Here is a 16,333-nt window from a genome sequence, read left to right on the forward strand (position 1 = left end):
TTAGAAAAGCATACCATGAGCACAAAATTTACTGAATACAAAGGACTTGACTTGCCAAAATCGGCAGAAGAAGTGCTGGATTTTTGGAAGAAAGAAACGATATTTGAAAAAACGGTAACTACCCGCGAGGGGAATCCGCCGTACGTATTTTTTGAGGGGCCGCCTTCGGCAAATGGTTTGCCAGGAATTCACCACGTGATGGCACGTGCTATTAAAGATATTTTTTGTCGCTATAAAACTCAAAAAGGGTTCCAAGTAAAGCGTAAAGCTGGATGGGATACCCACGGTTTACCTGTGGAATTGGGTACCGAAAAAGAACTAGGAATTACCAAAGAAGATATTGGCAAAACCATCACCGTAGAAGAATACAACGAGGCGTGTAAACGCACTGTAATGCGCTATACGGATGTTTGGAATGACCTAACAGAAAAAATGGGATATTGGGTAGATATGGAAGATCCGTACGTGACCTACAAACCCAAATATATGGAAACCGTTTGGTGGTTGTTGAAACAAATCTACAACAAGGATTTGATGTACAAGGGCTACACCATTCAGCCGTACTCACCAAAAGCGGGGACTGGATTGTCTTCGCACGAGGTCAATCAGCCGGGTTCGTACCGCGATGTAACTGATACAACCATTGTAGCACAATTCAAAACCAAATCCGAATCATTGCCGATTTTTTTACAAGGATTTGGCGATATTCATGTTTTGGCTTGGACGACAACACCTTGGACTTTGCCATCCAATACGGCTTTGACCGTAGGACCAAAAATTGATTATGTGTTGGTGAAAACCTTCAATCAGTATACTTTTTTACCAACGAATGTCATTTTGGCTAAAAATTTAGTTGGAAAACAATTCGGAAAAACCTTCTTCGAATCCACAGATGCGGCTGATTTTGAAAACTTCAAGGCAGGAGATAAGAAAATTCCATTCCAAATTTTGGCGGAAGCCAAAGGAGCGGACTTGGTTGGGATTCGTTACGAGCAATTGATGCCATTGGTTTTACCGTATCAAAATGCTGAAGATGCTTTCCGAGTGATTGCAGGAGATTTCGTTACTACCGAAGATGGAACAGGAATTGTGCATACCGCACCTACTTTTGGTGCGGATGATGCTAAAGTAGCCAAAGAAGCTACTCCTGAAATACCGCCTATGTTGGTTTTGGACGAAAATGGCACGCCAGTTCCTTTGGTGGATTTACAAGGTAAATTTGTCAATGGACTCGGAGATCTTTCAGGCAAATACGTTAAAAACGAATACTATAACGAAGGTGAAGCACCGGAGCGTTCTGCCGATGTGGAAATTGCTATTCAGTTAAAAGAAGAAAATAAGGCGTTCAAAGTAGAGAAATACGTTCACAGTTACCCACATTGTTGGAGAACAGACAAGCCTATTTTATATTACCCATTGGATTCTTGGTTCATCAAGATTACCGAGGTGCGCGACCGAATGTTTGACTTGAACGACACCATCAACTGGAAGCCAAAAGCGACTGGAGAAGGTCGTTTTGGGAACTGGTTGAAAAACGCTAACGATTGGAATTTATCGCGTTCTAGATATTGGGGAATTCCGTTGCCAATTTGGAGAACCGAGGACAAACAAGAAGAAATTTTGATTGGTTCGGTTGAAGAATTGTACATCGAAATTGAAAAATCAATCCAGGCTGGTTTCCAAAAAACAAATCCGTTTGCTGGTTTTGAGATTGGAAATATGTCAGAAGCGAATTATGATTTGATTGATTTGCACAAAAATGTAGTGGACGAAATCACTTTGGTTTCGGCTTCAGGAAAACCAATGCAACGCGAAAGCGATTTAATTGACGTTTGGTTTGATTCGGGAGCTATGCCGTATGCACAATGGCATTATCCATTTGAAAACAAAGAGTTGATTGACCAAAACAAATCATTCCCTGCAGACTTTATCGCTGAAGGAGTGGATCAAACCCGTGGTTGGTTCTATACCTTACACGCTATTGGAACTTTGGTTTTTGACAAAATTGCCTATAAAAATGTAGTTTCAAACGGATTGGTATTGGACAAAAACGGACAGAAAATGTCGAAACGTTTAGGGAATGCCGTTGATCCTTTTGAAACTTTGAAAGAATATGGCCCAGATGCAACGCGTTGGTACATGATATCTAATGCGAACCCTTGGGATAACTTGAAATTTGACTTGGAAGGAATTGCTGAGGTGCGTCGTAAATTCTTTGGCACTTTATATAACACTTATTCATTCTTTAGTTTGTATGCTAATATCGATGGATTTACTTATTCAGAAGCTGAAATTCCGTTGGCAGATCGCCCAGAAATTGATCGTTGGATTATATCCGAATTGAATACGTTAATTAAAGATGTAGATGGTTTCTATGCTGATTATGAACCAACAAGAGCTGCTCGTGCGATTTCTGATTTTGTTCAAGAAAACTTGAGTAACTGGTACGTTCGTTTGTGTAGAAGACGTTTTTGGAAAGGTGAATATGCGCAAGATAAAATCGCGGCCTATCAAACTTTATATACCTGTTTGTTAAGCATAAGTAAATTGGCTGCTCCAATTGCGCCATTTTATATGGACAAATTATACAGAGATTTAACACAAGCGACACATTCAGAAGGTTTTGAGAGTGTACATTTGGCAAAATTTCCAGAATTCGTTGAAAACTTTGTTGATAAATCGTTGGAAAGCAAAATGCAAAAAGCACAAACGATTTCATCATTGGTATTATCGCTTCGTAAAAAAGAGATGATTAAAGTACGCCAACCTTTGCAAAAGGTAATGATTCCAGTACTTGACAGTAATCAAAGAGCTGAAATTGAAGCAGTATCCGATTTAATTAAAGCGGAGGTTAACGTAAAAGAAATAGTGCTTTTGGATGATGCCTCGGGTGTTTTGGTGAAGCAAATCAAACCTAATTTCAAGGCATTAGGACCTCGTTTTGGCAAAGACATGGGCTTGATTTCTAAGGAAATTCAAGGGTTTTCTCCAGATCAAATCAACGAACTGGAACAGCAAGGAACTTTAGCTATTGTTATTGCAGGGAATACTGTATCTTTAACTTTAGAAGATGTAGAAATTACGTCTCAAGATATTGAAGGATGGTTGGTAGCTAATTCTAACGGAATTACGGTAGCTTTAGATATTACAATTTCGACAGAATTGAAACAAGAAGGAATTGCCAGAGAATTGGTTAACCGAATCCAAAATATCCGTAAAGATTCAGGATTTGAAGTAACAGATAAAATTAAAGTAACCTTACAACAAAATGCGGAATTAAAAACCGCAGTTGAAGCGAATTTAGATTATATCATGTCGGAAACGCTAACTGAAAGTTTGGTTTTTGAAGACGAGGTAACCAATGGATTAGAAATAGAATTTGACGATATAAAAACAAGAATACTAATTACTAAATAAGGGATTATGATAGATGAAATTGCAAGATATTCAGAAGCTGATTTAGCAGAATTCAAAGAATTAATTTTAAAGAAAATACAAAAAGCTCAAGAAGATTTAGACTTGATTAAAAGTGCTTATATGAATGATTTGAATAATGGAACAGACGATACGTCTCCAACATTCAAAGCGTTTGAAGAAGGTAGTGAAACCATGTCTAAAGAAGCCAACTCACAATTAGCCATTCGTCAAGAAAAGTTCATTCGTGATTTGAAAAATGCGCTTTTCCGTGTTGAAAATAAAACCTACGGAGTGTGTAAAGTGACAGGAAAATTAATTAGCAAAGAACGTTTGTTAATTGTGCCTCACGCTACAATGAGTATCGAAGCTAAAAATATGCAACGATAAGAAATCGCTGTAAAAGCATACCTTTCCAAATTTCAAGAATTTCTGATTAGAAATCTTGGGATTTGGAATTTTTATTTTTGGAATTTATTTACTTTTGCCGCATGAAACAGAATTTTATCTCATTACGTCTAGCTTATCTTTTAGTTATTTTGATTTTAATAATAGATCAATTGTCTAAAATTTACATAAAAACTAACTTCGTTTTAGGGGAAGAAGTGGAAGTGTTTTCTTGGTTTAAAATTTATTTTATTGAAAACGAAGGAATGGCTTGGGGTACTAAAATACCTGGCGAATATGGGAAGTTGTTTTTAACTTTATTTAGATTAGTTGCTGTTGCAGGCATAGGGTATTGGTTATGGGATTCTATTACAAGAAAGAACAGTTCTAACTACCTTATAGTTGCGATAATATTAATTATGGCAGGAGCTTTTGGGAACATAATTGACTCTGTTTTTTACGGAATATTTTTTGATGATAGTCAACAAAATGTAGCTACTATGTTTTCCAATCAACCCTACGGAACCTGGTTTCATGGTAAAGTAGTGGATATGTTCTATTTTCCCATCTGGCAAGGTAATTTACCTTCTTGGATTCCTTTTTGGGGCGGTAAAGAATTTACTTTTTTCAATGCTATTTTCAATGTTGCTGACGTAGCCATTTCTACCGGCGTGGGGATTTTACTTTTTTTTAACGCAAAAGCATTTCCAACACAAAATTAAAATTATCCAAATAATTCGCCAGCCACATCTTCAATTTTGGCGACCAAACGGATTTTAATCCCTGTATTTTTCAAGGCAATTTTGTTGTATTTGGACACAAAAATCGTTGAAAAACCTAATTTTTCAGCTTCTTGGATGCGTTGATCCACACGGTTTACAGGTCTAATTTCGCCTGAAAGGCCTACTTCGCCTGCAAAACAAAAATCTTTGTTCACAGGAATGTCTTCATTGGAAGACAAAATAGCGGCCACCACTGCCAAATCAATAGCTGGATCATCTACGGAAATGCCTCCGGTGATATTCAAGAAAACATCTTTAGCACCCAAACGGAAACCAGCACGTTTTTCTAAAACCGCCAAAATCATGTTCAGTCTTTTGGCATTGTATCCAGTTGTACTACGTTGCGGTGTTCCGTATACTGCCGTGCTGACTAAAGCTTGTATTTCGAGCATCAAAGGACGCATACCTTCCAAAGTAGTAGCAATAGCAGTTCCTGACAATTCTTCGTCTTTGTGTGAAATCAAAATTTCAGAAGGATTGGATACTTCGCGTAAGCCGCTGCCTAACATTTCGTATATTCCGATTTCGGCAGTGGAGCCAAAACGATTTTTCAGCGAACGTAAAATACGGTACACATGATTTCGGTCGCCTTCAAATTGTAAAACCGTATCGACCATGTGTTCCAAAATTTTTGGCCCAGCTATGGTTCCGTCTTTAGTGATGTGACCAATTAAAATAACAGGTGTATTGGTTTCTTTGGCAAATTTAATTAGTTCAGCCGTTGTTTCTCTAATTTGAGAAATACTACCTGGTGTAGATTCAATATAATCGGTATGCAGCGTTTGAATCGAATCTATAATGACGATTTCAGGTTGGATGGCTTCAATTTGTTTGAAGATATTCTGTGTTTTGGTTTCGGTCAGAATATAGCAATTATCACCGTTTGGGGTAATGCGTTCTGCACGCATTTTGATTTGTTTCTGACTCTCTTCCCCAGAAACATATAATGTTTTATAGGGTAAGCTAAGCGAAATTTGTAATAAAAGCGTACTTTTTCCAATACCTGGTTCGCCTCCCAAAAGAATTAAGGAACCCGGGACAATTCCGCCTCCTAAAACGCGATTCAATTCGTTGTCTGTTGTGTCTAGACGAATTTCTTGCGCAGAGTCGATTTCATTTATTCGCAAGGGTTTTGGTGCTTTTCCAGCGCTTGTCGGTTCGCTTTTCCACGCTACTTTTTCTTGTTTTTGGACAATTTCTTCGGCAATGGTATTCCATTCTTTACAGGCATTGCATTGCCCTTGCCATTTGGCATATTGTGTCCCGCAGTTTTGACAGAAAAAAGTAGTTTTCACTTTCGACATAATTCTTGAAATAAATTGAATTCAAATTTACAGTAAAGAATCGTTTAAAAAAATTATTGGAAATAGATTGTTGATAAAACAAAAAACCACTCCTTTTGAGAGTGGTTTGTAATGTATATATTCTTGACTAAGTCAAAGAATTGTCGTTTTCATTTGGAAAAATAATCCAAGGTTTAAAGGTTTTTGCTTCTTCAAATTCAAGTGTTGCATACGAAATAATGATGATAATATCATCTTTTTGTACTTTTCTTGCAGCAGGTCCGTTTAATGTGATAGTCCCTGAATTTTTCTCTCCTTTAATAGCATAGGTTTCAAAACGTTCGCCATTATTTACGTTCACAATGGCTACTTTTTCGCCTTCAATTATATTAGAAGCCTCTAATAAAGCTTCGTCAATAGTAATACTGCCGATGTAATTTAAATCAGCTCCAGTTACCTTAACGCGGTGTATTTTTGATTTTACAACTTGAATTTGCATAGTACAAAAGTAAATTAATTTAATGAAATGGTATCAATCAAACGAATATTGTTGACAAAAACCGCTATAAAAGCACGATAGTTTTTGTTTTTATCTTTATTATGGCATGTGATTAACTTTTCTTCATCGGCTATGACAAAGTATTCTAATTCAAAAAGTGGATGATTTTCAAATGTCTGTTGGACAAATTGATTCACTTTTTCAATATCTTCATTTTGGAATTTAATTTTAGCCTGAGCCAATGTTTGATAGATGAGACCTGCTTGTTTCCTTTCTTCTTCAGATAAGCGTTCGTTTCTTGAACTCATCGCTAGTTGATTGGTCTCTCTGAATATTGGACAGCCAATAATTGTTACAGGAAGATTGTATTTAACAGCTAGTTTTTTTACAATTTGTAATTGTTGAAAATCTTTTTCTCCAAAATAAGCCCTAGTAGGATTCACTATTTCAAATAAACGCTTAACGATTGTTCCTACGCCATTAAAATGACCGGGTCTAAATTGACCTTCCATCTGATTTTCTAATCCATCAAAATCAAAAGATTGTGAGACGGGATTTCCACTGTAAATATCTTCTACTGTGGGAGCATAAACAATTATATTGGTACTTAATGCGGTAATTTTTGTTAGATCAGCTTCAAGATTGCGGGGGTATTTTGCTAAATCTTCTGGATTATTAAATTGAGTCGGATTGACAAAAATACTAACTATAGTATGTGTGTTTTCTGTAAGCGATTGTTGCATTAAAGCAAGATGACCACTATGTAACGCGCCCATCGTAGGAACAAAACCAATTGAAGAATCAGCAGTACTGATAAGCTCTAAGTGTGCTATTAATTGTTCTTTCGCGTAGAAAATTGGCATACCAGTTGTTTTAAATGGAGTGCAAACTTAACATATTTGTTATAAAGTGCATAAATTTTTGTAATTTTGCTCGGTTTTTATTGCCAAAAAATTTAGTTAATTATAATATGAAAGACAAGAAGATATTATATGTATCATCTGAAGTAGTTCCTTATCTTGCTGAAAATGAGGTTTCTTTGATGTCCTATGACGTTCCTAAAATGATAAATGATCAAGGAGGGCAAATCAGAATTTTCATGCCTAGATATGGTAATATTAATGAAAGACGACATCAGTTGCATGAAGTAATTCGACTTTCAGGGATGAATTTGGTAGTAAATGATTTAGATATGCCACTTATTATAAAAGTTGCATCTATTCCAAAAGAAAGAATTCAGGTTTATTTCATCGATAATGATGACTACTTTAAGAGGAAAGCTACTTTCGCCGATGAGAATGATGTGTTGTATCCAGACAATGACGAACGCGCAATATTTTTTGCTAAAGGAGTTGTAGAAACAGTCAAAAAGCTAAATTGGGTACCAGATATTATTCATGTTCATGGTTGGTTAGCTGCAATGTTACCGGTTTATATGAAGCATTTTTATAAAAACGAAGCTTTATTTTCTGATACAAAAATAGTTACGTCTGTTTACAGTCAATCTTTTGATGGTGCTTTAGACACTCAAATGATGCAAAAAGTGAAGTTTGACAATGTTCCTTTAGAATCTATTTTGGATCTTGAAGTGCCAAATTATGAGAACATTATCATGACAAGTCTCAAGCATTCGGATGCAATTATTGTTGCTAGTGAAAATGTTTCACCAAGTTTAACAAAATATATTGAATCTTCGGGAAAACCTTTTTTACCTTTCCAGTCAAAAGAAGTATTTGCTGATGCGTATACTAATTTTTACAAAAACGAAGTGCTTAAAGTTTAAAATTCAACCCAATATTATGTACAATAATTCTTTTGCAAAGAGAACGCTGCTGTTTTTTATCTCAATCTTTTTTCTATACTCTTGCGATAAAGAATATAATTCAATAGGAGCTGATTTACTTGGTCAAAACAATTTTGATTTTTTGCAATATACTTCTGATGTTGTCGCCTATAATCAGAAAGTTGGACCAGTAGATGCAATTAATTTACCTGTAAATTCGTTAGGGATTGCCACTAATTCTTCATTTGGTAAAACAATATCTCATTTTGCAACACAAGTGAATTTGTCAACTGTTTCCCCTTCCATAGGTGCTAATGCTGTAATCGATAGCGTTTATTTATCTGTACCCTATTTTAGCACTCTAAAAACAACCAATGCAGACGGCAGTAAAACCTATGAGTTAGATTCAATATATGGAGGTCAAGCGCCTATAAAGTTGAGTGTTTTCGAATCGGGCTTTTTTATGAGAGATCTAGATCCATCGACTAATTTTCAGACTTCACAGCCTTTTTTTACTGATCAAAACAATACTTTTGATAATGCAAAAATCGGTTCTCGATTGAATAATTCTTCGGATGCTTCTCAGAATGATGCCTTTGTATTTAGCCCAAAAGAAATAGTTCAAAAATCTATAGCATCGACTGGAAATGTAGTGTTGAACAGATCAGTTCCTGCAATGCGTTTGCGATTAAATAGCAATTTTTTCACTTCTAAAATTTTGAATGCACCAGCAGGTAAATTAGCAGCAAATGATGTTTTTAAAGAGTATTTTAGGGGCCTTTATTTTAAAGTAGAAACAGTTCCAGGAAGCACTGGAAGTTTAGCTATGATGAATTTCAAAGCAGGACGAATTACTATTAATTATACCGAAGATTTGGTCACCAATGGAGTAACAACAAGAGTTTCTAAATCTCTAGATTTAAATTTAACAGGTAATTCGGTTAACTTATTTGAAGATACAAATACAGTTGCGTCCTATTTAAATACGGTAAATAATCCAAACACTACCGAGGGAGATGATAATCTTTATATTAAAGGCGGGCAAGGGTCAATGGCAGTAATTAACTTATTCAATTCAGCAGCTGAGTTGAACAGAATAAGAACTAGCGGTTGGTTAATTAACGAAGCGAATTTAATTTTTCATATTGATGCAAATAAAATGAATGGTTCTGACGAGCCTAACCGTTTGTATCTTTATGATCTTACTCATAATATACCAATAGCTGATTTCAATTTAGATCCAACTAGTTCGCCAAACCCTAAAAATTCTAAATTTATTTTTGGAGGACTACTTACAAAACAAGAAGGAGCGAATGGTCGTGGTCTATCCTATAAAGTTAGAGTTACTAATCAGATTAGAAATTTAATCAAGCATTCTGATTCTACAAATGTAAAGTTAGGATTAGTTGTTACTGAGAATATCGCAGAGCCTACTTTTTCGAAATTAAGAAGCGCAAATGCATTTACATCAAAGTTTCCTAAAGCAGCAGTTATGAATCCTCTTGGAACAGTACTTTACGGAACCAGCTCCAGAGTACCTGCCGATAAAAGGTTAAAACTTCAAATTTATTATACAAAACCAAATTAGACTAAATATATGTGTGGAATAGTTGGATATATTGGATATAGAGAGGCCTATCCTATAGTAATTAAAGGATTGAAAAGATTAGAATACCGTGGCTATGATAGTGCAGGTGTTATGTTATATGACGGAGTAAACTTGAAGTTGTCTAAGACAAAAGGTAAAGTTTCTGATCTTGAAGCTAAAGCTGCTTCTGAAATCACAACTAATGGAACAATTGGAATGGGTCATACACGTTGGGCTACACATGGTGTTCCAAACGATGTAAATTCGCACCCTCATCTTTCAAATTCAGGAAATTTAGCCATTATTCATAATGGGATTATTGAAAACTATGCTCCTCTTAAAGAAGAATTGATAAAAAGAGGATATGTTTTTCATTCTGATACGGATTCAGAGGTCTTAGTAAATTTGATTGAAGATGTTCAGATTAAAGAAAATTTAAAATTAGGAAAAGCAATACAAGTAGCATTAAACCAAGTGATAGGTGCTTATGCAATTGCAGTTTTTGATGTTAAAAATCCTAATGAAATTGTTGCGGCTCGTTTAGGTAGCCCTCTAGCAATAGGGGTAGGCGAGGGAGAATATTTTATAGCTTCAGACGCTTCACCATTTATAGAGTACACTTCAAATGCTATTTATTTAGAGGATGGAGAAATGGCAAATATCAGGTTGCATAAACCTATGAAAGTTCGTAAAATCAAGGATGATTCGCTTGTAGATCCTTATATTCAAGAACTTCAAATGAATTTGGAGCAAATTGAAAAAGGAGGTTATGATCATTTCATGCTAAAAGAAATTTACGAACAGCCGAGTGTGATTAAAGATACTTACAGAGGAAGACTTCATGCTAATGAAGGAATTATCAAAATGGCAGGTATTGAAGATAATTTAGAAAAATTCTTAAATGCTGATCGAATTATCATTGTGGCTTGCGGAACTTCTTGGCACGCAGGACTTGTAGCTGAATATGTTATTGAAGAATTTGCAAGAATTCCAGTTGAAGTGGAATATGCTTCCGAATTTAGATACCGAAACCCAATTATAAGCAGTAAAGACGTTGTTATAGCTATTTCACAATCTGGTGAAACAGCTGATACAATGGCCGCTATTAAGTTGGCAAAAGAAAACGGAGCATTTGTTTTTGGTGTTTGTAATGTAGTGGGATCTTCTATTTCTAGAGAATCGCATGCAGGTGCTTATACCCATGCTGGTCCTGAAATTGGTGTTGCTTCTACAAAGGCATTTACCACACAAATTACAGTTTTAACGATGATTGCGTTGCGTTTGGCTAAAGCCAAAGGTACCTTGTCAAAATCTGATTTCCATCAGTATTTACAAGAATTAGAGATTATTCCAGAGAAGGTTAAAGAAGCTTTAGATACGAATGAAAGAGCAAAAGAAATTGCAGCTACTTTCAAAGATGCAACGAATTGTTTGTATTTAGGAAGAGGTTATAATTTTCCTGTTGCTTTAGAAGGGGCGTTAAAATTAAAAGAAATATCATACATTCATGCTGAAGGATATCCTGCAGCAGAAATGAAACATGGCCCAATTGCTTTAATTGATGAGCAAATGCCTGTTATTGTTATTGCTCCTAAGCAAGGACATTATGATAAAATAGTTAGTAATATTCAAGAAATAAAATCAAGAAGTGGGCGTATTATTGCGGTGGTAACTAAAGGTGATACTCAAGTTCGCGATTTAGCTGATTTTGTGATAGAAATACCTGAAACTTCAGATGCTTTATCGCCACTTATTACAACAATTCCTTTGCAATTATTGTCCTATCATATAGCAGTAATGAGAGATTGTAATGTAGATCAGCCTAGAAATTTAGCAAAATCGGTTACAGTGGAGTAAAAATTAGCACATATAGTTAGTAAAAAAGCAAGATTTATCTTGCTTTTTTTATTTTTTACCCAACGCTATTTTTTTATGATTTTTTCAATAACGTTCCGTTTTTTGAAAAAATACATTCTTTTTTTTCAAAAACCACATCAAATACTGACAATTATTTAACGAAGGCAAATGCTAAATAGCTAGAATTTTGGGTATTAGTTGTTAAAAATGAAATTTTCATACGATTTTTCTATTAAAAGCAAAAAATATTTGTATTTTGGCTGCATAAACCAACAAAATTTAAACCAATGAGAGTATACTTACTTTTTTTGACCTTGTTTTTTTGCAGCATTTCTTTTGCTCAAAACACAATTTCAGGTACTGTTTTAGACAGTAATAAACAATCTGTTCCCGGAGCCAACATTAAGGTTGTTGGAGACAAATCAGGTGCAATAACTGATTTTGACGGAAAATTCATTTTGAATACAACTAAAAAATTACCGTTCCAAATTGAAATTACCGCTTTAGGTTTTGGATCTATGAAGGTGTCAATTACTACTGCCAATCAAAAAGTAGCAGTTACACTTATGGATGAAGAAACAAAGTTAAATGAAATAGTAGTTTCTGCCTCAAGAACACCTGAGCGTGTATTGGAATCTCCAGTAACTATTGAAAGAATGGGTATTGCAGAGATTAAGAAAACTGCATCGCCTTCTTTCTACGACGGACTAGAGAATCTTAAAGAGGTTCAAATGAATACGAGTAGTATGTCATTCAAGTCCATTAATACTAGAGGTTTTGCTACGGTAGCAAATACACGTTTCATGCAACTAGTAGATGGTATGGACAACTCTTCTCCATTGTTGAACTTTGTTTTAGGAAACCTGATAGGTGTTTCAGAAATAGATACACAAAGTGTAGAGTTACTTCCAGGAGCGTCTTCTGCTTTGTATGGAGCAAATGCCTTCAACGGGATTTTATTTATGAATAGTAAAAATCCATTCACAAGTGAAGGAATCACGGCGTATGCAAAGTTTGGTCAAACGAGTCAACAAGCAGCTGGAACAAATGATTATTTGGATTATGGTGTAAGAATGGCTAAAGCATTTAGTCCTTATTTAGCAGCTAAAGCTAATTTTACTTATATGAGAGCAACCGATTGGTTTGCTACCAATACTAATGGTATAAATTCAGCTAATGGTGATGAAATTATTGGAGATAATAGATTAAACCCAAATTATAATGGTATAAATGTTTACGGGGACGAAGTTTCAACCAATATTAAAAATGTCGCTTCAGGACTTTTAAGTGCGGGTAGAATTACTGCTGCACAATTTTCTGCTTTTAATGCTATTTTACCAAATACAAATGTTAGTAGAACGGGTTATAATGAGACAGATTTGACAGATAACAAAGCTTCTAATACTAAGATTGATTTCTCAGTTCATTTGAGACCTTTTGGTAATGAAAAGTTAGAAGTGATCTGGCAAAGTAAATTTGGTTTTGGTAATGCTGTTTATCAAGGAGCCAACAGGTATTATTTGAATAATTTTTCTATGCAACAGCATAAGTTGGAATTCAAAGGTAAAAACTTCTTCCTTAGAGGGTATACTACTACAGAAGATGGAGGACAATCGTATGATATGTTGTTTACAGGTATTAATGTTAACCGTAAATGGAAAGGTGACAGCCAATGGTTTGGGGAATATGCTGGAGCATACGTTTCCTCCACCTTGGCAGGAATGACTCCAGAGAACGCTCATAAAGCAGCTCGTGCAACAGCAGATACTGGAAGATTATTGCCAGGAACTCCGGGATTCGTTAATGCTTTCAATCAAGTAATTGCTGATCCAAATGTATTATCAGGATCAAGATTAGTAGATAATTCAAGAATTAATCATTCGGATGTGAATTATAATTTTAAAGATCAAATCAAATTTGCAGAAATTCAAGTGGGGGGATCTTTCAGAGAATACGTATTGAATTCATTTGGTCGTATTTATACGGATGCTGATGGTCCAATTCGTTATAATGAATATGGAGCATACACTCAAGTAATGAAAAAGGTAATGGATGATCGTTTAAAATTTACAGGATCTATTCGTTATGACAAAGCTCAAAATTTTGAAGGCAACTTCTCTCCTAGAGTTTCTATGGTATACACAGGAGGAGAAAGCAGAAGACATAATTTTAGAGCGTCTTTTCAAACAGGATTTAGAAACCCAACTACACAAGATCAATATATTGGGTTTAACGTAGGTAGTGCTATTTTATTAGGATCTGCTCCTGATAACTTGACTAGATATAGAGAAACTTTGCAGATTCAAACACCGATAGGGCAATTGTTTGCGGGTGGTTCATCAGTAAATATTACAGGTCTAAATGCTTATAACAACTCCTATACTGCGGCTTCTGTAGCTCAGTTGAGTGCTACTGGAAATCCTGCTGTATTAAGAAAAACAAATTTACAGTTCGTAAAACCAGAAGAAGTGAAAGCTTTTGAATTAGGATACCGTTCGTTTATTAAAGATATGTCAATAGATCTTAATGGTTATTATAATGTGTACAACAACTTTATTGGAAACTTAAATGTAGTTGCGCCTTTATATGGTAAAGCACAAGACGCTCCAAATCCTGGTGCTGGAGCTGCTGATCCAGGAGTGCAGTCGCTTCATGCATTGCAGAATGGGAACATCAGAGCTTTCCAATTGTATACTAATACGGATGTTGAAATCCAATCACTTGGTTTTGGTGTTGGATTATCTAGAAAAGTATACAAGGATTTTGAAGTAGGAATGAATTATAACTTTGCTGAATTTGATTTTGATCGCACAGCAAATCCAAGTTTTGAAGCAGGATTTAACACACCAAAACACAGAGTTAAAGCTTCTTTTGGAAACGAAAAACTATTCAAAAACTTTGGGTTCAATATTAGTGGAAGATGGAATAGTGAATACATATGGGAATCTACAATGGTGGATGGGGTAATTCCTTCAGCTACAGTTATTGATGCTCAAATTAACTATTTGATACCAAAATTGAAGTCTACGCTTAAAATTGGAGCGGCTAACTTAGGAGGTAGAGAGTATATCCAAGTTTTAGGTGCAGGTGCAATTGGGCAACAGTATTTTGCTTCATGGACAATTAATCCATAATTGATTTAATAATATAAAAAATACAATCATGATAAAAAATTTCAAATGGCTATTATTAGTTTCGTTAACTTTTGTAGCTTGTAATGATGATGAAGATATTATTGTTGAAGAGCCAGTATCTGCTGGTTCTGCAGTATTCTCAAAATATGTTGCTTTAGGAGATTCTTTTGCGGCAGGTTTTAGCGATGGCGCTTTATTTATTGAAGCTCAAAAAGGAGCTTATCCTAACATATTAGCTCAGCAATTTTCGGAAGCTGGTGGAGGTGCTTTTACAACTCCTTTTACAGCTGATAACACTGGAGGCTTACTATTAGGAGGAAATGTTATTGCAAATCAACGTTTGTTTTTTAACGGAGCTGCTCCAACTCCTGTTTCAGGAACGCCTACAACTAATGTTGCTACTAAAGTAACTGGTCCGTTTGGAAACTTAGGAGTGCCTGGAGCTAAAAGTTACCACTTAGTTGCTGCTGGTTATGGTAATGTTGCTGGAGTTGCTGCTGGTTTAGCTAATCCTTACTATGCTCGTTTTTCAACTTCTGCTACATCAACTGTTTTAGGAGATGCCGTGGCGCAAACACCAACTTTCTTTTCATTATGGATTGGAGGAAATGATGTTTTAGGATTTGCAACATCTGGAGGAGTAGGAACTAACCAAACTGGAAATATGAACCCAGCTACATACGGTTCAAATGATATAACTGACCCTACTGTTTTTGCTAGTGTTTACAATACTTTAGTAAACGGTATGACAGCTAATGGAGCAAAAGGAGTGGTGGCTAATTTACCGTATGTTAATACCTTGCCATTCTTTACTACAGTACCTTCAAGTCCTTTGTCTCCAGCTGCATTAGGGGCTAACCTTGCTACACTAAATGCACAGCTATACGGACCTTTAAAACAAGCGTTAACTGTTTTTGGAGCTGGGGATAGAATTAATTTACTTTCTGCCACAGCTGCAAATCCTCTTTTAATTAGAGATGAATCATTACCTAATTTGTCAGCTCAATTAACCGCTGCTTTTACTCCTACATTAGGGGCTACAACCGCTGCTTTTTACGGGGCTGTTTTTGGTCAAGCGCGTCAAACAACTTCGGCTGATTTGGTTTTATTGACTACACAATCTGCTATTAGTGCTGCGCCTACAGCTGCAAATTCAGGACTTGGATTTGCTCCTCCAGCACCTTTAAATAGTTTTGGTATCTCATATCCATTACAAGATATGCATGTTTTGATTCCTTCAGAGATTGAAGCTATTAGAGTTGCTACAGATGCTTACAACACAAGTATTAAGGCGATAGCTGATTCTAAAGGGTTGGCTTTTGTTGATGCTAAAGCGATAATGAACCAATTGTCAAGTACTGGGATTGTTTCAAATAATTTCACAATGACATCTCAATTTGTATTTGGAGGTTCTTTCTCATTAGACGGAGTTCATCCAAGTCCAAGAGGATATGCTTTAATTTCAAATGCTTTTATTGATGCAATTAATGCTAAATACGCTTCAACTTTGAAAAAAGTTGATTTAGGTAAGTATAGAATTTTATTTCCAGCTAGTTTATAAATAAACAGCTTTAAATTATTAACCACTGCTCAAAAGGCGGTGGTT

11 protein-coding genes are annotated in these 16,333 nt (G+C 35.6%); 8 read left to right on the plus strand and 3 right to left on the minus strand.

Annotated elements, in window-relative coordinates; all coding sequences use genetic code 11:
• Positions 1 to 15 precede the first annotated feature (15 nt).
• From ileS to LPC23_RS03525, 3 genes are all read left to right on the plus strand, one after another.
• Positions 16 to 3,417 carry an isoleucine--tRNA ligase gene (ileS, locus tag LPC23_RS03515; RefSeq protein WP_229331121.1) on the plus strand — a complete coding sequence of 1,134 codons (3,402 nt, stop codon included), beginning with the start codon at positions 16 to 18 and terminating at the stop codon, positions 3,415 to 3,417.
• Between the two features lie 6 nt (positions 3,418 to 3,423).
• Positions 3,424 to 3,804 (plus strand): TraR/DksA family transcriptional regulator, encoded by a 381-nt coding sequence (locus LPC23_RS03520; protein ID WP_229326602.1) that lies wholly within the window; start codon positions 3,424 to 3,426, stop codon positions 3,802 to 3,804.
• Between the two features lie 116 nt (positions 3,805 to 3,920).
• A complete protein-coding gene (locus LPC23_RS03525; protein WP_229327124.1) occupies positions 3,921 to 4,523 on the plus strand; it encodes a lipoprotein signal peptidase in 603 nt (200 codons plus the stop codon).
• Positions 4,524 to 4,525: 2 nt separating this feature from the next.
• Here LPC23_RS03525 and radA read toward each other — a convergent pair whose 3' ends face one another.
• The 3 genes from radA to panC form a co-directional block, all read right to left on the minus strand.
• Positions 4,526 to 5,887: a DNA repair protein RadA gene (gene radA / locus LPC23_RS03530; protein WP_229326603.1), complete on the minus strand. Its 1,362-nt coding sequence runs from the start codon at positions 5,885 to 5,887 to the stop codon at positions 4,526 to 4,528.
• 127 nt (positions 5,888 to 6,014) lie between these two features.
• Positions 6,015 to 6,365, minus strand: a complete 351-nt coding sequence (panD, locus tag LPC23_RS03535) for an aspartate 1-decarboxylase (RefSeq protein WP_229326604.1) — start codon at positions 6,363 to 6,365, stop codon at positions 6,015 to 6,017.
• 14 nt (positions 6,366 to 6,379) lie between these two features.
• Positions 6,380 to 7,228: a pantoate--beta-alanine ligase gene (gene panC, locus LPC23_RS03540; protein WP_229331123.1), complete on the minus strand. Its 849-nt coding sequence runs from the start codon at positions 7,226 to 7,228 to the stop codon at positions 6,380 to 6,382.
• Between the two features lie 107 nt (positions 7,229 to 7,335).
• Between panC and LPC23_RS03545 the strand changes: the two genes are divergently transcribed.
• The 5 genes from LPC23_RS03545 to LPC23_RS03565 all read left to right on the plus strand — a co-directional run bounded on the left by LPC23_RS03545 (position 7,336) and on the right by LPC23_RS03565 (position 16,288).
• Positions 7,336 to 8,148, plus strand: coding sequence for a glycogen/starch synthase (locus LPC23_RS03545; RefSeq protein WP_229331125.1), 813 nt, complete (start codon positions 7,336 to 7,338; stop codon positions 8,146 to 8,148).
• Positions 8,149 to 8,164: 16 nt separating this feature from the next.
• Entirely contained in the window at positions 8,165 to 9,736 is a 1,572-nt protein-coding gene (locus tag LPC23_RS03550; RefSeq protein ID WP_229331127.1) for a BamH family beta-barrel-assembly machinery protein, read from the plus strand.
• Positions 9,737 to 9,745: 9 nt separating this feature from the next.
• Positions 9,746 to 11,593, plus strand: a complete 1,848-nt coding sequence (glmS, locus tag LPC23_RS03555; RefSeq protein ID WP_229331129.1) for a glutamine--fructose-6-phosphate transaminase (isomerizing) — start codon at positions 9,746 to 9,748, stop codon at positions 11,591 to 11,593.
• 287 nt (positions 11,594 to 11,880) lie between these two features.
• Positions 11,881 to 14,727 (plus strand): TonB-dependent receptor domain-containing protein, encoded by a 2,847-nt coding sequence (locus LPC23_RS03560; protein ID WP_229331131.1) that lies wholly within the window; start codon positions 11,881 to 11,883, stop codon positions 14,725 to 14,727.
• A 28-nt stretch (positions 14,728 to 14,755) separates the two neighbouring features.
• Complete coding sequence (locus LPC23_RS03565; protein WP_229331133.1) at positions 14,756 to 16,288, plus strand: SGNH/GDSL hydrolase family protein; 1,533 nt, start codon at positions 14,756 to 14,758, stop codon at positions 16,286 to 16,288.
• Positions 16,289 to 16,333: the final 45 nt, after the last annotated feature.

This window comes from Flavobacterium ammonificans, from assembly GCF_020885975.1.
GTDB classification, from domain to species: Bacteria; Bacteroidota; Bacteroidia; order Flavobacteriales; family Flavobacteriaceae; genus Flavobacterium; species Flavobacterium ammonificans.